Genomic DNA, 20,855 nt, shown 5'->3' with positions numbered 1-20,855 from the left:
ACCTTTAATTATTGCGTCCCCAAGATATGATATTTAAGCCTAACTGGAAAGAGGCATATTGCGCTCCACTGACATCCCGTAATGCCAGCAGGTTGTCTGCCATCAGGTAAAAATTCACCGGTCCTGCCTGCGCAGAGATTCCGGCACCGAGATTAGTATACGTAAACTTACTCGCCGTATAGGTCGCTTTAAGGGTAAGGGTGTTTCCAAAACGACGTTGGTAGAAAGCTGTAAGCGCCGCTTGTGGCCCACGGGGCCTGTTGATCATATAGAGCTGCCCGCCCACGGCATTGCGATAATAGATTGCCGCTTTCCTGCCCGGGTTCCGGTAATCACAATCACAGGATCCCAGGCCCTCCCCTGGCTGCCCGAAATCATACCGCAGAGAAGCGTATAACTGCGTAGGGCGGAAACTGATGTAGGAATTCCGGTTATCTCCGAAGGGAACGATCCCTTCTATATCGTCGACAAGGTTCTGCCAGAAATCAGCATCGGGATCTAACAAAGCATCCGGGAGGATCACTTCTATTCCTTCTACCGTAGCACTTCCCTTTAACGTGTAACTAAAGGGATCTCCGGCATGGTACATCAGGCCGATATCCAGGATACTGCCGGTTATTGTTGTTTGCGGGTTCAGGTTATAGGAAAAACCTAGATCCAGTCCCACCCCCAGGTCGCCTCCCAGGAAGGCTCTTTTGATCAGGTGCTGCCGGATACCGGTTAAATCATCTATGCTGTCATCATCCAGGACTTCCCTGATCCTGTCCCAGCCCGACGTTCTCAAAGCCATATCAGCAACAATGGTATTAGCCCTCAGGTTGTTCTGCCCTTGTTCTGTTACGAAGTACCCAGAATTGCCTATACTAGAATAACTGAGCATTCCCGAGTACAACTTCCCCCTGACGCCTATACTCAATTCTTCGTTTACCGTCCTGTTCAGACCAATATGGAACACATTGAGGAAATCCCCCCGTGTCTTAAGGTGTTCTAAACTGAAACGCCTTCCCAGCTGGTCTGCGTTACCTTCAAAGGCGAGAATTGCCAGGTCCTGCGGCCAGTAGAGTATAAATCCCCCTTCGTGGTAGAGGCCCATGGAATAAAAATTCTGCGGCCTGTTCCTCCCACGCCATCCCAGGTTAAACACCTCGACCTGGTAGGTAGAACTGAATTCATCCCTTTTTGTTAGATTGTATACTGCATTATCGCGGATCTTAGTAGTGAAATCCAACCCATCCGCAGCAAAAATATCATTCACCGCAATGCCGCTTGAGCCACCATACGCAGAGATCCCGGATAGCATGGGTATCCCGGCATACCATTGAAAATCATGCTGCATCCCCGGGTTCAGTAACAGGGCCTGGGGCACAGACCTGAGATCGTACAACAATTGCTTTTGTTGGCAAAACGCATGCACAGTCCCGAGAAGGATCAGTATGAGAAACAGTTGCTTTCTCATAGAATGCTAAGCCTGAATTTTGCGCTGGAGCGGAAGATGATTTTCGGATCCGGAAGTGAAGATACACTAGAAGTATCCCCCTCGTTATCCGCAGTAACCCTGAAACCAGAGGTATTCCGGATAATATTGATATCCTGCCCGGAAGGGGTGCCAAAAAATACTTCCCTGTAAAGAATGGCGGTGGGGGCAGCATCCAGCTCAAACACCTGTGTAAAGAGGGTGTTACCACCTTCATCCAGGAATTCAAGAGTGATGGTAAATGGCTTGCTGGTGGTATTCTCCAGTTCAAAAGCGATCATCCCGTCGATCAGGTTCTCAGATACGAATTTTTCTCCGAAAGCGTCAAAATTGAAGTCGTATGTAAAACTGGTAAAGTCAGATTCATTGATCACCTCTTCCGGGGATTCGATATACAGGATACTGGCCTCAACGACAGGCTCGAGCATAAGGTCGTCTGCCTGGTTAAAATCCGTTGGCTCCGAACAAGCGGTCAGGAGCATTAGAAGAAGGATCATGAATCCTTTTATATCCCCGGTAGTGCGCATCATGAGAGGCCGATATTTAAATTAGAACAGGGTATTTCCTGCCTCTTTCCTATTGGATAACTCTATAAATATGATTTTATTTCACTGAGACTGTGAATCATATAGCCGTGATCATGCAGGGGATCATTATGCACATTCAGGTGGATGGTGTGAAACCCTAAGGCCTTGGCTCCCAGGATGTCCGCTTCCAGGTTATCCCCGATCATCATTGACTGCCTGGGATTTGCCCCTGTTCGTTTCAGGGCGAGCTGGAAGATCCATGGATTAGGCTTCTTAACGCCTGCCATCTCCGAGTTGATCATATGTTCAAAATAGTCGAAGATCTTAGACTGCCTCATCTTACGCTCCTGAACTTCCTGGAAACCATTGGTGATGATATGCATCCGGTAGTGCGGTTTCAGGTATTCCAGGATATCCTGGGTATGGGGAAGTAAGTGGTTAAAGGACGCCAGGTGTTCTATATACTGGTCAGATAAGCGGTAGATCAGGTCTTTTTTTGCCGGGTACTTCAGAGCTTTAAAGGTCTTTTTAAGGCGTTGGTAACGAAGATCTGCCTTCCCTATACGCTCTTCCCTATACTTCTTCCATAACGCCATATTAATAGGCGCATAGGTCCTCATAAACTCGGAGGTATCTATCTGCACCTGGTTCTCGGCAAGTATTTTCTCGAAGGTCAGGGCAGAATTCTTCTCGAAGTCCCAAAGGGTATGATCCAGGTCAAAAAATATATCTTTTATCATTTCTCTATACATGGTATCGTTTAATGACTTTGCCATACAACCGCAGCCAGTCAACCTGGTGGCTGCCGCCTAACAGTTCGTTAGAAAAAATGGTATTGAACTGACCGTCCACATTCTTTACCTCTGTCCAGAGTTTATCCATTTCGCTGAGAATCTCAGCCTCTGTCAGCATATTCTGGAAGGCGTAATCGTGGAAGGCAAAGGGATGGATCTTTATGGGTTGCTGTACTTCAAGTGGAATGTCATAAAAATAAAAAGGAGTACAGGTTCCTGCTCGGAACCCTGGTTCATGGGTATATCCCATGGTAAAATCATCGGTAAATTCCGCTTCTACCAGGTTCCGGTAAGTTACCGGGATATCCACCCTGTTATAACGTAACCTGGAGTAATTCACCGGCCTGTGGATCACGTTGCTCAGGCTCATTTTCTCAGCTTTCAGTAACTGAATATCCATGAAGGAACTGTATGAGGCCGCCAGGGCTACTTTGCTGTAATCCGCCACCGATTTTATGAGGTGGCGGAACTTATTATTATTGGGTGATACGTTCTTGTCATAGGTGGAGTACTCCGCAAACTGGAAAAAGAACATGCTCTTTACCTTATGAACCTTGTGCAACGCCAGCAAGGCAGAGAAATTATCGAAGGGATCCCTGCGCAGGCGCATCCAGACTGACAGCCGTTGAATCACCCGTCGGAACCGGAAATAGCCGAGATCGAGGAAGAAACCAGCAATACTCCTGATCAGCCCCCGGTGTGCATAACTATGAGAGGTGGTCACATCAATAATGCTGGTATGCTGGTATTTTCTTTCCTTACTTTCCAATTCCGGGAATCGCTCTTTCAGGGCTTTGTGGATTTTCCTGGCCCAAATATCGACTACCGGCAGATGGAGGAAATTATGCTGGAAAGAGACGCTCTCACTCGGAGGGAAACGTCCGTGTATATCTTTAAGGTGAGGCAGGTATTCCTCATACCTGCTCAGCAGGAAGAAGCTTGCGGAAAAAACGTCGTAAGGGAGGTTGCTGCGTTCCCCTGCCTTAAAAAAGCAGGGTACCCCATCCCAGTCCTCGGGCTTTATCTGGAAATCATTTATACCCTGTTCAAACAGCAGGTCGTTACTGCGCACAAAGAATTCGTTCTGCAGCGGCTTTTTTGTATAGGTGATCTTGGGCCCTGCATGCTTGATAAAATCTTCTACCTTGGTAGTAAAGCTTACTTCTATACCCAGGATACGAGTGAATACCTGCTTCATCGTATAACTGAATCTCGGCGTGATTTTATGGGTGTAGATCAGCAACATACCTATAAGATGTTTTCATCTGCGAAACTAAAGAAATTCGTTTCAGTTATAATAAGGTGGTCCAGGACTTTTATATCCAGAGCCACTGCTGCTTTTTTTAATTTCTCTGTCAGTTGTTTATCCGCAGCACTTGGTTTTAATGTTCCTGAAGGATGATTATGTGCCAGTATCAGGGCCACCGCTCCCAGTTCCAGGGCCTTCTTCAAGACTAACCGCACATCGACAAGGGTCCCGGTAATACCTCCCCTGCTAAGCTGCGAATGAAAGATCACCTTGTTGGCATTGTTCAGGTATACGATCCAGAATTCCTCGTGCGGAAGCTCCCCGAGTACGGGTTGTAGCAATTCAAAGACATCCCTGCTGCATTTGACAGCACTTTTAATTCCGGTATCGGCCATTTGGCGGCGTCTTCCCATCTCCATTGCTGCCGAGACCAGAACGGCCTTTGCCTGCCCTACCCCCTTGTAAGACATTAACTGGTGTATGGATAAACGTCCCAGTTTTCCCAGGTTGTGATCATTATCCCCCAGGATTCTCCGGGCCAGGTCCAGGGCACTTTCATGCCTACTCCCCGAACCTAAAAGGATTGCGAGCAATTCCGTATCTGAAAGAACTGTTTTTCCATGCCTGACCAATTTCTCCCGGGGCCTGTCAGCCTCAGACCAGTTTTTTATAGACAAGGAAGCAGTTGGTTGTCTCATGAATTAAAGATAGTCAACAATCAAAATTAAAACCCTTTTATCGGTATTATTCAGTTACCTCTGAAACTACCCACTGGGATCGTATATTCTCAGTGGTTCTCAACTGCTGTCTTCACTTCCTCCAGCGACAGGCCACCGTAATTCCCGGAACTCATAAGCAACAGGGCAGAGCGGTGTAATTCTTGTGCCATCAGGAATTCCCTGAAAGCTGCGGGTTCCGTAAACACGTGCAGGTTATCCCTTCCAAAGGCTGCTGCTATATCCGCTTCGGATACAGCTTCCAGTCGTTTAATGGCTACTGATTCCGGCGCATAAAAAACAGCAGCGGTATCGGCACTATCCAGGGCACCGCGATACTGCTCCAGGAATTCTTTATTCAGGCTGCTGTAGGTATGCAGTTCAAGGCACGCGATCAAAGGTAAGTCCGGAAACTGCGATTTCACTGCAGTGACAGCAGCATTTACCTTACTGGGCGAATGTGCAAAATCCTTATAAGCAACCCCATTGCCGGTTTCAGCTATTTTCTCCAGTCTTTTGGAAGCGCCTTTAAAGGTGGCAATAGCTTCATAAAAGGCGTCTTCGTCTACACCCATATGCTGACAGATCCATTTTGCCCCGGCCAGGTTACTCAGGTTATGTCTTCCGAAAACCTCTATCGGCATCGGACCTTCCGGGGTCTCAAGCAAAGTGACCCCGTTTTCGACGGTATATTCCGGTGTGCTGTATCCCAGTTTACGGATAGGATTCTCTGAAGCCATGACAACTTTCTTTACTTCCTCGTCTTCTTCATTGTAGTTGATGCTGCCCCCTTCCACAATGCTATCGACAAATATCCTGAACTGTTCCACGTAAGATTCGTAGGTAGGAAATACATTGATGTGGTCCCATGCAATACCGCTGAGCAAGGCTATATTGGGTTTGTACAGATGGAACTTGGGTCTCCTGTCGATGGGAGAAGATAAGTATTCATCACCCTCCAGCACTATAAAATCGTTCTCCTCGCTCAGGTGTACCATCCGGTCAAAACCTTCCAGCTGGGCGCCTACCATGTAATCGACAGCCTGGTCGTGGTATTTTAATACGTGGAGGATCATGGACGTGATAGTGGTCTTCCCGTGACTCCCGCCGATAACCACCCGGGTCTTGTCTTTTGATTGTTCAAAGAGGAATTCCGGGTAAGAGTAGATTCGGATTCCCAGTTCCTGAGCCCTGGCCAGTTCGGGGTTATCCGGTTTGGCATGCATTCCAAGAATGACCGCATCCAGATCAGATTGAATTTTTTCAGGAAACCAGCCGAATTCTGCCGGCAACAGGCCTGCCTGTTCCAGCCTGGTCCTGGAAGGTTCAAAGATCACATCATCACTTCCACTGACCGTATAACCTTTGTGTTGTAACGCAAGGGCCAGATTGTGCATTGCACTCCCCCCTATCGCTATAAAATGTACTTGCATGCTCTTGTGGTATTAGCGCGTAAAGATAAGGATTGGCGGCAGGTCCGCAAACTGGTCTCCTGCCTGCTTTTCTATTATCTTAGCGGGAAAAATATTATGGATATAAAACTTTCAGAGGTTCCAAGTAAGGAGATCATGCCGGGCTTTCACGGGAAATTGATCCATACAGAGAAGATGACCCTGGCCTATTGGGAGGTAGAAGAGGGCGCGGAAGTACCCGAACATTCGCATATGCATGAGCAAATTATGCAGGTGCTCGAAGGAAGATTCGAATTCACCCTGGACGGCCAGACCAAAGTATATGAACCGGGGCAGATAGTACCCATCCCATCGCATATACCCCATAGCGGTAAAGCCCTGACCCGTTGCAGGCTGATGGATATTTTCAGCCCGGCCAGGGAGGAATATAAATAGAGCGAAACCAAATACTGGCAAAATTATGAAAATTGATCTGACAGGGAAGAATGCCCTTATAGGTGGCAGCAGTCGCGGAATAGGAAGGGCGATCGCCGTACAGATGGCCCTGAGTGGTGCCAATGTTACCGTTGTGGCCAGGAGTGAGGGTCTGTTACAGAACCTGGTTCATGAGCTGGATACCTCAAAAGGCCAGCATCACCAATATATAGTTACCGACTACAGCGACTTCGAAAAGTACAAGAAACAAGTAGATACATATTTCCAGAACAACCGGGTAGATATCCTTGTCAATAACACCCAGGGACCATCGGCAGGGTCCAGCCTTGAAAAGGCTACTGAAGATTACCAGCAGGCCTTTGATCTTTTATTCAAGACGGTGCAATATACTACACAGGCTGCGCTGGAGCAGATGATGAAAAAAAAATGGGGTCGTATTATCAACGTGGCTTCCATTTCGGTAAAGCAGCCTTTGTCTTACCTCGCCTTGTCTAATACCATCCGTGCCGCAGTCGTCACATGGGGCAAGACCCTTGCAACAGATGTTGGCCCTTCAGGGATAACAGTGAACAGTGTTTTGACCGGGTATTTTGATACCGAGCGGATAGAGCAGCTGAATCAGAAGAAAGCAGAACAACTCGGGATAGCAGAGAAAGAGGTTCGCCGCGATATGGAACAACAGGTTCCGGTGAAAAGGATAGGACTACCCGAGGAATACGGTTTCCTGGCAACCTTCCTTGCCTCTGACCAGGCAGCCTATATAACAGGCACTGCCATACCTATAGACGGCGGACTGTTAAAATCTATATGATCAGGATCCCGCAGCTCTTTTTGGAGGATATTTCGCAAATACTTTCTGAACCATGGCGTGGAAAGCTTCCTCCCGTTCCCGGGGGGTGGCTTTCTCCCTGAATTTATCAGTAGCCACAGCCTGCCAGAAGAGGGTATTATTATGAAAGTCTACAAAATCGAAGCTGATCTCCCGCTCTATAAAGTTACGACCAATGGGTAAGCCAACATTGACACCTCCCCCGACATTACGACCGGTTCCCCCGACGCCAACCCCTATTGTATTGCGCGGAGCGGGCTGGTAATCCCTGCTGTAAATATGCACCAGGAAATCAGGTTCTTCGGCAAACTGGAATCCTTTGGCCTGCATGGCCGAATCAACGGCTCTCAGCAACCGGTTTTCATCCAGTTCACTCAGGCCGGTGGTCATGACCTCCGGGTAATTATAAGTGGTATAATTAGAAAAATCGGCTGTCTTATCGTAATCGTGCCGCACCCTGATCACGGAACAGGAAGAAGATACAGACAACGCGATCCCTAATATCACAATGAACAGTAATCTCATGATGAAGCATCTAAAATGGTCCTTACATATTCTAATGTAACGAAAATTATGGGGCTGTTCCAGCCTCGGGGGTATTAATCGTTAAGTTGCTTCCAGAGGCGGTCTTTCAGTTCCTGAAGACCGGTCTGGGCCACGGAAGAGATAAAGAGGTAATCTGTCTCTTTAAAATAGGCATCCAGCTCCTCCTTCATTTCAGATCTTAATTCTTCATCCAGCAGGTCACTTTTGGAAATAGCCACGATGCGTTCTTTATCCAGTAGTTCAGGATTATATTTCCGAAGTTCGTTCAAAAGTATCTCGTATTCCTCCACGATATCCTTAGCATCTGCTGGGATCATGAATAAGAGCGAAGAATTCCGTTCTATATGGCGCAAAAAGTAATGCCCCAGTCCTTTGCCTTCTGCCGCTCCTTCTATTATCCCGGGAATATCGGCGATGACGAAACTTTTAAATTCCCTGTACTGGACGATCCCCAGATTCGGTTTCAACGTTGTAAATGGGTAATCGGCGATCTTTGGTTTAGCCGCTGTAACTGCAGACAGCAAGGTAGATTTTCCTGCATTGGGAAAACCGACCAGGCCTACATCAGCCAGCACCTTCAGCTCCAGCGTCACATCTTTTTCCTGTCCCGGGATCCCCGGTTGTGCATATCGCGGAGTCTGGTTGGTTGAAGTTTTAAAATGCCAGTTACCCCGGCCACCCAATCCTCCTTCAACAACGATCTTTTCCTCCCCGTCTTCAGTGATCTCGAAGAGGACTTCGTTTGTTTCGGAATCACGCACCACTGTTCCCAACGGTACGTCCAGGTAAATGTCTTCCCCATCGGCCCCGGTACTCCGCTGCTTGGCACCGTGTTCGCCGTGCCCGGCCTTAAAGTGACGTTTGAATTTGAAGCTCAGCAGGGTCCAGAGGTTCTTATTCCCCCTCAGGATGATATGACCACCCCGGCCTCCATCACCCCCGTCAGGACCTCCTTTAGCCACATACTTCTCCCGTCTCAGGTGAGTTGAGCCTTTCCCGCCGTTCCCGGAACTGAGATGTACTTTTACATAATCGACAAAATTTCCTTCGGTCATCTAGGGAATAAATTTATAGTGAATAGTAATACCGGTTAAACCGGGCTGTTTTCAGCTCAGGCTTCCTGCAGGCCTTTGACAACCTGGTGCAGTCTGTCGGTGATCTCCTCGATATCACCTATCCCGTTAACGACGTGCAGTTTTCCCTGGGCTTTGTAATAGTCTCGTAAGGGCGCTGTCTTCTTAGTGTATTCCGCAAAACGGTTCCTGATCTTTTCTTCGTCCTGGTCGTCAGGACGCCCACTGATCTCTCCTCGCTTTAACAAACGCTGAAGTAATTCCTGGTCATCTGCTTCCAGGGCAATGGTTGCATCGATCTGCATATCCTTCGATTCCAGGAAATGGTCCAGCGCTTCAGCCTGCATTGCCGTCCGCGGGAAACCATCAAAGATAAATCCATTGGCTTCCGGGTGCTTTTCCACTTCTTCCTGCAGCATTTTAATAGTCACCTCATCAGGTACGAGGTCTCCTTTATCCATATAGGATTGGGCCAGCTTACCTAATGCTGTTTCATTTTTAATATTATATCGGAAAACATCCCCGGTAGAGATATGGATCAGGTTATAGGCTTTTTTCAGGAATGCAGCCTGGGTCCCTTTACCGGCACCAGGTTTTCCAAATAATACAAGATTGATCATCTTAGGTTTTTTTAGTTCGTAAACTTCTCTCAAATTTCTCCCCAGCTCCAGGTAATCCAGACCATAACCCACTATGAACTTATTAGGAATTTCCATTCCAAAATAATCGATGGAATATTCCCCGTTATAGATCTCTGATTTATAGAAGAGGCTGGCGATCTTGAAATCCTTAACATTCGTTTCCGAGAAAAGGTGAACCAGTTCCTGTAACGTACGCCCGGTATCTATAATATCCTCCAGGATTATAACACTTCTGCCTTCGATATTATCAGGGAGGTCTAGCAGTGTTTCCACGATTCCTGTAGAGGTCAGGCCCTGGTAGGAACTCAATTTTACAAAGGAGACCTCGCAGGGGTGAGGATAACACTTTAAAAAATCTGACACGAACATGAATGACCCGTTCAGAACACCAACAAATATGGGCACTTGGTCCTTGTAATCACGGGCGATATCACCCGCGATCTTGGCTACTGCGTCCAGGATCTGCTGCTCCGTTAAAAAGGGCTTAAATTGTTTGTCGTGCAGTGTTATCAATGGTTGTGATATTGCTGAACGCCAAAGATAACATTTTGATTTTTCTTTTTTGAGCCGCCATCCTTTGAATCTGAGATTTAGCTGTATTTTTGTGGTCATGATGAACGGTTTACCAAAGAAAACAACAGGAACGAGCACAAACTTTTTTTCTTCAGACTTTAAACTGGGTATACTCGGAGGTGGTCAACTCGGCAAAATGCTGCTGCAGGAAACCAGGAAATTTGATATTCAAACCCGGGTGCTCGACCCCTCGGAAGAAGCACCATGTAAAGTAGGAAGCGACTATTTTGAAGTTGGAGACCTGATGGACTACCAGACGGTGATGGAATTCGGCCGAAAGGCAGATGTGCTTACCATAGAGATAGAAAATGTTAACCTGGATGCACTGGCAGCGTTGGAAGACGAAGGCATAAAGGTTTACCCCCCTACAAAGTCATTGGGGATCATACAGAACAAGGCTACCCAGAAATTATTTTATACCGATCATGAAATCCCAACGGCACCCTATTCCCGCTATGCCTACACCAGCGAGATAGCAGACAGTATTCGCAATGGCGGGCAGGAATTCCCTTTTGTCTGGAAGAGCGCCCGTTTTGGTTACGACGGGCAAGGCGTAAAGATCGTCCGGAACGAAGCTGACCTGAAAAGCCTCCCCAATGTAGAATGCATTGCCGAGGAATTAATCCCATTCAAGAATGAACTCGCGGTTATCGTTGCCCGTTCCGCATCGGGTGAAATATCCTCCTACCCTGTTGTTGAAATGGAATTTCATCCAGAGGCGAACCAGGTAGAATATGTTATTTGCCCGGCGCGGATAGCCCCGGAAGTAGAGAAAAAAGCACGGGAAGTTGCCTTAAGAGTTTCAGAGGCGATCGGGCAGGTCGGGCTGCTGGCCGTCGAGCTGTTCCAGACCGAAGAAGACGAGATCCTCGTTAATGAGGTGGCGCCAAGACCTCACAATAGTGGACACTTCTCCATAGAAGGCAGTTTCACCAACCAGTTTGAACAACACCTCAGGGCTGTTTTAGGATTTCCCCTGGGCAACACGGATAGTAAACTAGCAGGGGTAATGGTTAACCTCGTAGGTGAGGAAGGATACCAGGGGCCGGTGGTCTATGAAAATATCGAGAAGATCCTTGCCATGAAAGGTGTAACTCCCCATATTTACGGGAAGCGTCTCACCAGGCCATTTCGTAAAATGGGCCATGTTACCGTTGTAAACCACGACCTCAGCACGGCAAGGGAGATCGCAGAAGAAGTAAAACAGAAAATCAGAGTAATCAGTAAAGAGAAGTAAGAATGAAAAAAGTTGCCGTAGTAATGGGCAGTACCAGTGATCTGCCTGTAATGCAGGATGCTGTAGACATACTGAAGGAATTTGGCATAGAGGTGGATGTTGACATCGTTTCTGCACACCGTACCCCGGAAAAGATGTTCGATTTTGGACAGAATGCCCATTTACGAAATTATGCTGTGATCATCGCCGGTGCAGGCGGGGCCGCACATCTTCCAGGTATGCTCGCTTCCCTTACCCCTCTTCCCGTAATTGGTGTTCCCGTGAAGAGCAGTAATTCTATAGACGGCTGGGATTCGGTCCTTTCCATACTTCAGATGCCCGGAGGAGTCCCGGTAGCCACGGTTGCCCTGAACGGCGCAAAAAATGCCGGTATCCTGGCAGCCCAGATCCTTGGGAGTAGTGATGCCGGGGTCCTTGAAAAGATCAGCCAGTACAAACAAGGCCTTAAAAACAAAGTGATTGAAGGCGCAAAACAAGTGAGCAAGAAAGGTTAGACTTCAGCCATTCTTATCATCCCCAAAACACAACAGCATGAATCCATTATTATCTCCTTTTGATACCGCACCATTTTCCCAGATCAAAAACGAACACTTTATGCCGGCCATCGAAAAAGCGCTTGCAGAAGCTCGTGCAGAAATAGATGCGATCACCGGGAACAAGGAAGAACCAACATTCGAAAACACCATAGAAGCTCTTGAATTTGCAGGACAGCAACTGGACAGGATATCGAGTGTGTTCTTTAACCTGAATTCGGCAGAGACCAACGAAGAAATTCAGAAACTGGCCCAGGAGATCTCTCCCATGCTTACGGAGTTCGGAAACGACATCACCCTGAACCAACCTCTTTTTAAAAAGGTTAAAAAAGTCTACGAACAAATAGATTCATTAGAACTGACAGCAGAGCAACGCACCCTGCTAGACCGGAAGTATAAGAGTTTCACCCGCAACGGGGCTAACCTGCCGGAAGAGAAGAAGTCGCGCTTAAGAGAAATAGATGCTGAGCTGGCAAAACTAAAACTCACTTTCGGGGAACACGTACTCGCCGAAACCAAGAAATACGAATTACATCTCACTGATGAGAAAGACCTGGACGGTTTACCAGAAGATGAAAAAGATGCAGCCAAACAACTAGCCGAATCCAGGAATAAAGACGGCTGGCTGATCACCCTTGATTATCCCAGCTATATTCCCTTTATGAAATACGCTAACAACCGGGAACTTCGCAAGGAACTTGCCATAGCTTTCGGGAGCAAATGTTTTCACGGGGACGAACTGGATAACAGGGAAATTATCCTCAGGATCGTAAACCTTAGACAGGAAAGAGCAGAACTGCTCGGCTACGACAACCATGCCCATTTTGTCTTAGAAGAACGAATGGCAGAAACCCCTGACAAGGTTGCGGAATTCCTTGACGAACTCGCGGAGAAAGCTAAGCCCGCGGCCGAAAGAGAATTTAAAGAGCTGGCCGATTTTGCATACCAGAGAGATGGAATCGAAACCCTGCAAAAATGGGACGGGGCTTATTACTCTGAAAAACTCAGGCAGAAACTCTTTGACCTGGACGATGAAAAACTGAAACCTTATTTTAAGCTGGAACAAGTAATTTCAGGGGTTTTCAAAGTAGCTGAAAAACTCTTCGGTTTGCGATTCCGGGAAGTAACAGATATAGATACCTACCACGAGGAAGTAAAAACCTACCGGGTCTATGACCAGGAAGACCGGTTTATCTCTGTTTTTTACGCAGATTTCCACCCCAGGGAAGGCAAGCGCGGTGGGGCATGGATGACCTCTTATAAACCCCAGTATATCCGGAATGGAGAGAATGTAAGACCCCATATCTCTAACGTCTGTAATTTTACGCGTTCGACCAGCAAAAAACCATCGTTACTGACCTTTAACGAGGTAACAACCCTCTTCCACGAATTCGGGCATGGCCTTCACGGCATGTTAGCTGACACCACCTATCCCAGCCTTTCCGGGACCTCGGTTTACTGGGATTTCGTAGAACTGCCCAGCCAGATCATGGAAAACTGGTGTTATGAACCCGAAGCCCTTCAACTTTTTGCCATGCATTACGAAACCGGGGAAGTGATCCCATCGGAGCTCGTCGAAAGAATTAAAGAATCAGCGGCTTTCCAGGAGGGAATGGCTACACTGAGGCAACTTAGTTTTGCGAAACTGGATATGGCCTGGCATAGTGAGGATCCTAAAACCATTAGCGACGTAAAGGAATTTGAACTGAAAGCGTTTGAAGGCACCCAGTTGTATCCTGAAACACCGGAAACCTGTATGAGTACTTCGTTCTCACACATCTTCCAGGGAGGATATGCTTCCGGTTATTACAGCTATAAATGGGCTGAAGTACTGGATGCAGATGCTTTTGCTGTATTTAAGAAAGAAGGAATTTTCAGTGCTGCTACCGGGAGCAAGTTCAGGGAACATATACTCTCGAAAGGCGGAACCTTACACCCCATGGAGCTATATAAGAAATTCAGGGGAAGTGAGCCCAGCATTGAACCGCTGCTGGAACGAGCAGGACTGTTGCAGAAAACAGGATCGAACTGATCAGGGCTTTGCCGGCAGGGCACTGTACCCACCTAACAGGTCAACCGTTTTGTATCCCAGGGAATCGAGAAACTTGGAAGCCCGAGCGCTTCGGCCCCCTTTCTGGCAGTATACATAGACGGTCTTATCCTTATCCAGGGACTGGAATTGCGCGAGTACCCCTTCCTGGAGAATATCCATGTTCACGGCACCCGGCAGATGACCTGCCCTGAACTCCTGTGGCGTACGCACATCTATCAACTGATCGTCAGGACTGGCACCCTTTACATATTCTGTAATAGACATCGTATTCTTATCCTGGCAGGCCATGCAGATAAGTAGTATAAATAAATATTTGAGTTTTCCCATAGAAGTGTTAAGCTAAGCTTCAAAAGTAGCAATATTGCTGAATTTTCATTTACATTTGAGTATAAGATTAAGGATATGAGCGAATCGGTATTAAAACCGGAAAGCTGGGTAGACCTATACGCGGACTACCTCTACAATTACGCCCTGGTGCGGGTAAGTGAACCAGAGATTGCGAAAGATCTGGTACAAGAGACCTTTTTTGCCGGATTAAAATCGGCTGTGAATTTCAAAGGCAATGCAACGGAGCGCACCTGGCTCATCGCCATCCTGAAAAGAAAAGTGATTGATCACTATCGAAAGATCAACTCTAAAAAAGGTAAGGCCGAAGTTCGTATGCAGTACAAATCTTCTTATGACAACGAGGGGGAATGGCTGGAAGAACAGGTGGCAGACCCCGACAGCCTCCAAGAAAATGATGCTATCGAAAATGAAGAACTGGGACTTGCCATTCAGGAATGCATTTCTAAGCTCCCTAAAAAACAGTCCAGGGTTTTCACCATGAAAACGATTGAAGGACTTGAAACTGAAACCATTTGTAATGAATTGGGAATCAACCCGTCTAACCTTTGGGTCATGATCCACAGGGCACGCGCTGCTCTGATGGGTTGCCTTAATGAAAATTGGTTCAGATCATGAAAATAACTTGCCAGGAAGCTGCAATCATCAGCAACAAAAAAGAATACCGGGAAGCCAGTTTTAAAGAGAAACTGATGCTGCGTTTTCACCTGTTCAGGTGTGCGCTCTGTTCAGGTTTCGTGAAAAAGAATGCTCAGTTATCCGCCTTATTCAGCCGGGCCAGCCTCCGTTATCTTTCTGAAGAAGAGAAGGATGAAATGAAGAAGAAAATGTTTTCGCATTAAATTAGTTGCCCCAGGATCAACAGTATTGCCCACCACACCAGGGGTGTTAATTCCACCCAGAAAGATGCAAAATATTCAGATTGCTTTTCCCGGGTTAACCACATCACCAGGACCAGAAGTACAGCAAATATTATTTTAGAATAAAGTTCCGTTGCGGTATAAGCATCCTTGAAAAAGGTTGCTAATACAAAGATTACGGACAACAGTATACCAAGCCAACGGCTACCCCTGACACCAAGGCGCTGGGGTAAGGTTTTCAAAGCCGGCTGATCAATGAACATATCCCTGATCTCAAACGGTATCATCAGTACCAGGATCACGATCATCCGCTGACCTGCCTCCACCTGTATATCCCAACCCAATGGCAGCCCGGAAGAGACGACAGGTAATATAACCGTGACCCCGGCCCACACAAAAGCCACCATTAATACTTTAAGTATACCGAGATTCCTGAGATTTCGGGCATGTGGCAGTACAGGCAGGGCATAGAGCCCGATAAGGACTGTGAGCAAGACCAGGGTAATCCAAACTTCCCTCTCCAGGAAGTACGCATGGTATGCCCCAAAGATCCCCGCTATAAAACTGAAGACCTGTATATAGCGATGGTAGCTATTAGACACAAAAAAATACTTCCTCGCCTCTATCCCGTACTTGATAAAATTGTAACAGACAATTGTGGCAAAGAACATGAAATAGCTTAAATGTTCATCTTGCCCCAGGTTGAAGAAACGCGCCGTAATATCTATCAAAGCTACTACAGACAGGGCCACGTGAACACTGGCATCCAGGTAAAAATCCAAGCTCTGTTTAAGCGCCCTCATTGAACAAAAGTAGGCAAAGTGTTAATAAGCTGTTATTTTGGTTAAAAACTTTCAAAATGTTGGGGTTAGCTATATTATGATTACGAGATTTAATACCTAATTTTGCACAACATTTCGCAAAAAGCTATAGCAGTTATGAAGACAGACTTGTTCGCATCACGCCATATCGGTATCAGGGAAAATGACTTACCCCATATGTTCCAATACATTGGCGTAGAGAACCTGGAGCAATTAATGTATGAAACCATTCCGGATGACATCAGGTTAAAAGAACCTTTAGACCTGGATACCGCAATGAGTGAACACGAGTTCCTCAGCCACATACAGGAACTGGGTGAAAAGAACAAGGTTTTCAAAAGCTATATCGGTCTGGGGTACCACGAAAGCCTCCTCCCTTCTGTCATCAAAAGAAATATACTGGAGAACCCGGGTTGGTACACCGCCTACACTCCTTACCAGGCTGAAGTTGCCCAGGGCCGCCTTGAAGCGCTCTTGAACTTCCAGACCATGGTCTGCGACCTGACTGGGATGGAACTGGCCAATGCATCCCTGCTGGACGAAAGTACAGCAGCTGCCGAGGCAATGACCATGTTATTTGATCTGAGAAGCCGGGACCAGAAGAAGCAGGAAGTTTTAAAATTCTTTGTTTCCGAGGATGTACTTCCGCAAACCCTGGCAGTATTGAAAACCAGGTCTAAACCATTGAACATTGAGTTGGTTGTAGGATCCTATGAAGATTTCACTTTCGGAGATGATTTTTACGGGGCACTGCTGCAGTACCCGGGAAAATACGGACAGATCCATGACCTTAGTACATTCATTGCCAAAGCCAATGAAAAAGACATAAAAGTGGCCGTAGCTGCTGACCTGATGAGCCTTGTAATGCTCACTCCTCCCGGCGAATTCGGGGCAGACGTGGTAGTAGGTACAACACAGCGCTTCGGGATACCCCTGGGGTATGGAGGTCCGCACGCAGCATACTTTGCCACCAGGGATGCATTTAAAAGGAGTATTCCGGGCAGGATCATAGGCCGCACCAAAGACCTGGATGGCAAGCCTGCTTTGAGGATGGCTTTACAGACCAGGGAACAACATATAAAAAGAGATAAGGCTACTTCTAATATCTGTACGGCCCAGGTACTGCTTGCAGTAATGGCCGGAATGTATGCAGTGTACCATGGTCCGAAAGGGTTACAGTATATCGCCGGTAAGATTCACCGCTCAGCGCACACCCTTTCTGAGTCATTAAAAGCTATGGGTGTGGAGCAGCTGAACGACCAGTATTTTGACACCCTGCTGATCAAAGCAGATACTTCTTTAATAAAACCTGTCGCAGAAAAAGCGGGGGTAAATTTCCTTTACATTGATGGGGAAACCCTGTCTGTGGCTGTCAACGAAGCCACATCACTGAAAGATGTTCAGCATATTATCGGGATTTTCAGCGAAGCTCTTGGAAAAGACGGGGTAGAAGTAAATGAATTGTCCGCGGGCCTTTCTTTCTCAGAGGCTATCAAAAGAAAATCTGCTTTCCTTGAGAACGAGATCTTCAACACCTACCATTCAGAGACAGAACTGATGCGTTACATGAAGAAACTGGAACGCAAGGATCTCGCCCTGAACCACTCTATGATCTCCCTGGGATCCTGTACCATGAAACTGAATGCAGCTTCAGAGATGCTGCCCTTGAGTATGGCCAGGTGGGCGAACATACATCCTTTTGCTCCTGTAGAGCAGGCAGAGGGCTACCAGTACATCCTGAAAAAACTGGCGGATGATCTATCCGTTATCACCGGGTTTGCAGGCACTTCCCTCCAGCCAAATTCTGGCGCGCAGGGAGAATACGCCGGTCTGATGACCATTCGTGCCTACCACGAGTCAAGAGGTGAAGCGCATCGGGACGTTTGCCTGATCCCGGCTTCAGCTCACGGTACTAACCCTGCTTCGGCTGTAATGGCCGGGATGAAGGTTGTGGTAACCAAGACGGACCAAAACGGGAACATAGACCTGAAGGACCTGGAAGAGAAAGTTGAAAAACATTCGGAAAATCTTGCGGCACTCATGGTCACTTATCCTTCTACCCACGGGGTATTTGAATCCTCTATCCGCAAGATTACACAGATGATCCATGACCATGGCGGGCAGGTTTATATGGACGGGGCAAATATGAACGCACAGGTGGGGCTTACCAACCCTGCTACAATCGGTGCAGACGTTTGCCACCTGAACCTGCATAAAACATTTGCCATTCCCCACGGAGGAGGCGGACCCGGGGTCGGCCCGATCTGTGTTGCCGAACAACTGGTTCCTTTCTTACCGGGTAACCCTGTGATAAGTACCGGCGGAGAAAAGGCAATAGAAGCGATATCCGCAGCTCCATGGGGCAGCTCACTGGTATGCCTGATCTCGTATGGATATATTAAAATGCTTGGGGTGAATGGCCTGACGAATGCCACGAAGATGGCAATCCTTAACGCCAATTATATCAAAGGTCGCCTTGCCAATAAATTTGATGTGCTCTATACAGGAGAACGAGGCCGAGCGGCACACGAAATGATCATCGACTGCAGGCCATTCAAACAAAAAGGCATAGAAGTAACTGATATTGCCAAGCGACTTATGGATTACGGTTTCCACGCGCCTACGGTTTCATTCCCGGTAGCCGGAACCCTGATGATAGAACCTACTGAAAGTGAAAGCCTGGACGAACTGGATCGATTCTGCGATGCCATGCTGGCCATCCGTTCGGAAATTGATGCCGGGAGCGAAGATGCCCCGAATCCTGTTTTGAAAAATGCGCCCCATACTCTCGATATGCTTACCAGCAATGATTGGGATTTCCCATACAGCAGGGAAGAAGCAGCATACCCATTACCATATGTCCAGGAAAATAAATTCTGGCCTACGGTGAGAAGAGTGGATGAAGCGTATGGAGATCGTAATCTTATATGCACCTGCGCACCCATCGAGGCCTACGCAGAAGCATAAATTTCTTTAAATATTTATTCAGACCCGTTCCAAGAACGGGTCTTTTTTTATCTTACCGTCATGTTGGGCGTCGTATTGTCTTAAAGAAGTACGTTGCGATAATTATTTATTTTAATAGCTTGATAAGGTTTTACTTCAATTTTCAAATATGAATATCGGAATTACAGGAACAGGCAGTTATATCCCTTCAGTGATCACCCCAAACCAGGCATTTGACCAAAACGTTTTTTTGAACGCTGATGGCACCCCTTTCTCATATCCCAACGCGGTGATCATAGAAAAATTCCAGGCCATCACTGGTATTGGAGAAAGACGGTATGCAAAAAACGAGTATAACACTTCTGACCTCGGCTTCTTTGCAGCTCAGAAAGCGATCGATGATGCGGGAATCGATAAGGAGACCCTGGATTATATCATCTTTGCCCATAATTTTGGTAATGTCCCTCATGGAAAAGCACAGGCCGATACCGTACCCAGTCTCGCCACCCGTGTAAAACATCTCTTACAGATAAAGAATCCCCGCTGTGTTGCGTATGATATGCTGTTTGGATGTCCAGGTTGGATAGAGGGAGTGATACAGGCTCATGCTTATATTAAGAGCGGGATGGCCAGGAAATGCATGGTGATAGGTGGTGAAACCCTGTCAAGGGTGATAGACCAGAACGATCGTGATTCCATGATCTATTCTGACGGGGCCGGGGCCTGCATATTGGAAGCTACCTCGGATGGTGGTAATATTCTTGCCCACGAATCTGCTACCTACTCCCAGGATGAGGCCTATTATCTGTTCTACGGAGAATCTTATGATAAGAAAGCTACTGATACCCGGCAGTATATCAAGATGTATGGCCGAAAAATTTACGAATTTGCCGTATCTCACGTGCCCAAAGCGCTGTACGACTGCCTCGAAAGCAGCGGTATCGGTATAGAGGAAGTAAAAAAGATCTTTATTCACCAGGCCAATGAGAAGATGGATGAAGCTATTATAAAGCGCTTTTATAAGCTCTACAATATGGATGTACCGGAGGGAATCATGCCGATGAATATCCACGAGATGGGGAACAGCTCGGTAGCAACGGTCCCCACTTTATTCGACATGGTTCGGAAAGGCGAAATGAAACCGCATAGTGTACAGAAAGGAGATGTTGTTATCTTTGCCAGCGTTGGCGCCGGCATGAACATCAACGCCATTGTATACAAGATCTGAAATGTACGAGAAAACCTTTCCCCACAAACGATATCAGAAAACCATACAATTCCTCGAAAGTCATATCCCGAAAGAAGACCGGATACTTGACCTTGGGGTAAAGAATCCATTATCCGGGATTCTTAAAGACCGGGGATACCAGGTTGAAAACACCGGGGGCGAAGACCTGGACATCGATTTCTCGGCAGTACAGCAAACAGATGCCGAAGTGGTTACGGCTTTCGAGATCTTTGAGCACCTGCTCGCTCCGTTCAATGTACTCCGCAATATCAGGTCAGAGAAACTCGTAGCCAGCGTTCCGCTGAAGTTATGGTTCTCACCGGCCTATAAAAGTGATTCAGATCCCTGGGACCGGCATTACCATGAATTCGAGGACTGGCAATTTGACTGGCTGCTGGAAAAGTCGGGCTGGAAGATAGAGTCCCGTACCAAATGGTGCCACCCTGTGAACCGAATTGGGATCCGTCCATTCCTTCGACTTTTTACACCCCGCTATTATATGGTGTACGCCACCCGGTCCAAAACTGGGTAATTCTGTTTATCATCCTCCCAGAATACGTATT

21 protein-coding genes are annotated in these 20,855 nt (G+C 47.1%); 10 read left to right on the top strand and 11 right to left on the bottom strand.

All coding sequences use genetic code 11. From position 1 onward, the window contains the following. Window positions 1-4: 4 nt before the first annotated feature. The 6 genes from CLV82_RS11925 to CLV82_RS11900 form a co-directional block, all read right to left on the bottom strand. Window positions 5-1,456, bottom strand: a complete 1,452-nt coding sequence (locus tag CLV82_RS11925; RefSeq protein ID WP_133644583.1) for a DUF5723 family protein — start codon at window positions 1,454-1,456, stop codon at window positions 5-7. Further along, a complete protein-coding gene (locus CLV82_RS11920) occupies window positions 1,453-1,971 on the bottom strand; it encodes a hypothetical protein (RefSeq protein ID WP_243744212.1) in 519 nt (172 codons plus the stop codon). The genes CLV82_RS11925 and CLV82_RS11920 overlap by 4 nt, the downstream gene beginning before the upstream one ends. A 92-nt stretch (window positions 1,972-2,063) precedes the next feature. After that, entirely contained in the window at window positions 2,064-2,741 is a 678-nt protein-coding gene (locus CLV82_RS11915; protein ID WP_317128290.1) for a YjjG family noncanonical pyrimidine nucleotidase, read from the bottom strand. Window positions 2,742-2,745: 4 nt separating this feature from the next. Continuing rightward, window positions 2,746-3,993, bottom strand: coding sequence for a polysaccharide deacetylase family protein (locus CLV82_RS11910; protein WP_317128289.1), 1,248 nt, complete (start codon window positions 3,991-3,993; stop codon window positions 2,746-2,748). Window positions 3,994-4,043: 50 nt separating this feature from the next. Further along, the gene (gene radC / locus CLV82_RS11905) at window positions 4,044-4,742 is read right to left on the bottom strand and encodes a RadC family protein (protein ID WP_133644580.1); all 699 of its coding nucleotides are present in this window, start codon (window positions 4,740-4,742) and stop codon (window positions 4,044-4,046) included. A gap of 89 nt (window positions 4,743-4,831) precedes the next feature. Next, entirely contained in the window at window positions 4,832-6,193 is a 1,362-nt protein-coding gene (locus tag CLV82_RS11900; RefSeq protein WP_133644579.1) for a UDP-N-acetylmuramate--L-alanine ligase, read from the bottom strand. Window positions 6,194-6,289: 96 nt separating this feature from the next. On the opposite strand from CLV82_RS11900, the gene CLV82_RS11895 reads away from it, so the two are divergent. Next, complete coding sequence (locus CLV82_RS11895; RefSeq protein WP_133645063.1) at window positions 6,290-6,607, top strand: cupin domain-containing protein; 318 nt, start codon at window positions 6,290-6,292, stop codon at window positions 6,605-6,607. 25 nt (window positions 6,608-6,632) lie between these two features. Further along, window positions 6,633-7,418, top strand: coding sequence for an SDR family oxidoreductase (locus tag CLV82_RS11890; protein WP_133644578.1), 786 nt, complete (start codon window positions 6,633-6,635; stop codon window positions 7,416-7,418). Here the strand turns inward: CLV82_RS11890 and CLV82_RS11885 are convergent, their stop codons facing one another. From CLV82_RS11885 to CLV82_RS11875, 3 genes are all read right to left on the bottom strand, one after another. Next, window positions 7,419-7,961 (bottom strand): DUF4136 domain-containing protein, encoded by a 543-nt coding sequence (locus CLV82_RS11885; protein WP_133644577.1) that lies wholly within the window; start codon window positions 7,959-7,961, stop codon window positions 7,419-7,421. A 74-nt stretch (window positions 7,962-8,035) separates the two neighbouring features. Beyond that, window positions 8,036-9,037, bottom strand: coding sequence for a GTPase ObgE (gene obgE / locus CLV82_RS11880; RefSeq protein ID WP_133644576.1), 1,002 nt, complete (start codon window positions 9,035-9,037; stop codon window positions 8,036-8,038). A gap of 56 nt (window positions 9,038-9,093) precedes the next feature. Then, window positions 9,094-10,209 (bottom strand): adenylate kinase, encoded by a 1,116-nt coding sequence (locus CLV82_RS11875; protein ID WP_133644575.1) that lies wholly within the window; start codon window positions 10,207-10,209, stop codon window positions 9,094-9,096. A gap of 97 nt (window positions 10,210-10,306) precedes the next feature. Here CLV82_RS11875 and CLV82_RS11870 point away from each other — a divergent pair, with 97 nt between their 5' ends. From CLV82_RS11870 to CLV82_RS11860, 3 genes are read left to right on the top strand one after another with little or no spacing between them, the layout of a single operon-like run. Further along, window positions 10,307-11,506, top strand: coding sequence for a 5-(carboxyamino)imidazole ribonucleotide synthase (locus tag CLV82_RS11870; RefSeq protein WP_243744211.1), 1,200 nt, complete (start codon window positions 10,307-10,309; stop codon window positions 11,504-11,506). Window positions 11,507-11,508: 2 nt separating this feature from the next. Beyond that, window positions 11,509-12,000 carry a 5-(carboxyamino)imidazole ribonucleotide mutase gene (gene purE, locus CLV82_RS11865; protein ID WP_133644574.1) on the top strand — a complete coding sequence of 164 codons (492 nt, stop codon included), beginning with the start codon at window positions 11,509-11,511 and terminating at the stop codon, window positions 11,998-12,000. 37 nt (window positions 12,001-12,037) lie between these two features. Further along, entirely contained in the window at window positions 12,038-14,071 is a 2,034-nt protein-coding gene (locus tag CLV82_RS11860; protein ID WP_133644573.1) for a M3 family metallopeptidase, read from the top strand. Here CLV82_RS11860 and CLV82_RS11855 read toward each other — a convergent pair whose 3' ends face one another. Continuing rightward, window positions 14,072-14,419, bottom strand: a complete 348-nt coding sequence (locus tag CLV82_RS11855) for a rhodanese-like domain-containing protein (protein WP_133644572.1) — start codon at window positions 14,417-14,419, stop codon at window positions 14,072-14,074. A gap of 75 nt (window positions 14,420-14,494) precedes the next feature. On the opposite strand from CLV82_RS11855, the gene CLV82_RS11850 reads away from it, so the two are divergent. Together CLV82_RS11850 and CLV82_RS11845 are read left to right on the top strand one after the other, a co-directional pair. Further along, window positions 14,495-15,055 carry a sigma-70 family RNA polymerase sigma factor gene (locus CLV82_RS11850; protein WP_133644571.1) on the top strand — a complete coding sequence of 187 codons (561 nt, stop codon included), beginning with the start codon at window positions 14,495-14,497 and terminating at the stop codon, window positions 15,053-15,055. After that, window positions 15,052-15,279, top strand: coding sequence for a hypothetical protein (locus CLV82_RS11845; RefSeq protein WP_133644570.1), 228 nt, complete (start codon window positions 15,052-15,054; stop codon window positions 15,277-15,279). The genes CLV82_RS11850 and CLV82_RS11845 overlap by 4 nt, the downstream gene beginning before the upstream one ends. Here the strand turns inward: CLV82_RS11845 and CLV82_RS11840 are convergent. Continuing rightward, window positions 15,276-16,100, bottom strand: coding sequence for a UbiA prenyltransferase family protein (locus CLV82_RS11840; protein WP_133644569.1), 825 nt, complete (start codon window positions 16,098-16,100; stop codon window positions 15,276-15,278). The genes CLV82_RS11845 and CLV82_RS11840 overlap by 4 nt on opposite strands. Before the next feature lie 135 nt (window positions 16,101-16,235). Between CLV82_RS11840 and gcvP the strand changes: the two genes are divergently transcribed. From gcvP to CLV82_RS11825, 3 genes are all read left to right on the top strand, one after another. Further along, complete coding sequence (gcvP, locus tag CLV82_RS11835) at window positions 16,236-19,085, top strand: aminomethyl-transferring glycine dehydrogenase (protein WP_133644568.1); 2,850 nt, start codon at window positions 16,236-16,238, stop codon at window positions 19,083-19,085. A gap of 148 nt (window positions 19,086-19,233) precedes the next feature. After that, window positions 19,234-20,292, top strand: a complete 1,059-nt coding sequence (locus CLV82_RS11830) for a 3-oxoacyl-ACP synthase III family protein (protein WP_133644567.1) — start codon at window positions 19,234-19,236, stop codon at window positions 20,290-20,292. Window position 20,293: 1 nt separating this feature from the next. Beyond that, a complete protein-coding gene (locus CLV82_RS11825; protein ID WP_133644566.1) occupies window positions 20,294-20,824 on the top strand; it encodes a methyltransferase domain-containing protein in 531 nt (176 codons plus the stop codon). The last annotated feature ends 31 nt before the right edge of the window (window positions 20,825-20,855 follow it).

Origin of the sequence: Zeaxanthinibacter enoshimensis (assembly GCF_004362865.1) — a bacterium.
Taxonomy (GTDB): domain Bacteria; phylum Bacteroidota; class Bacteroidia; order Flavobacteriales; family Flavobacteriaceae; genus Zeaxanthinibacter; species Zeaxanthinibacter enoshimensis.
The sequence above is the reverse complement of the archived record's forward strand: the minus strand, read 5'-3'. Positions and strand labels throughout refer to the sequence as shown.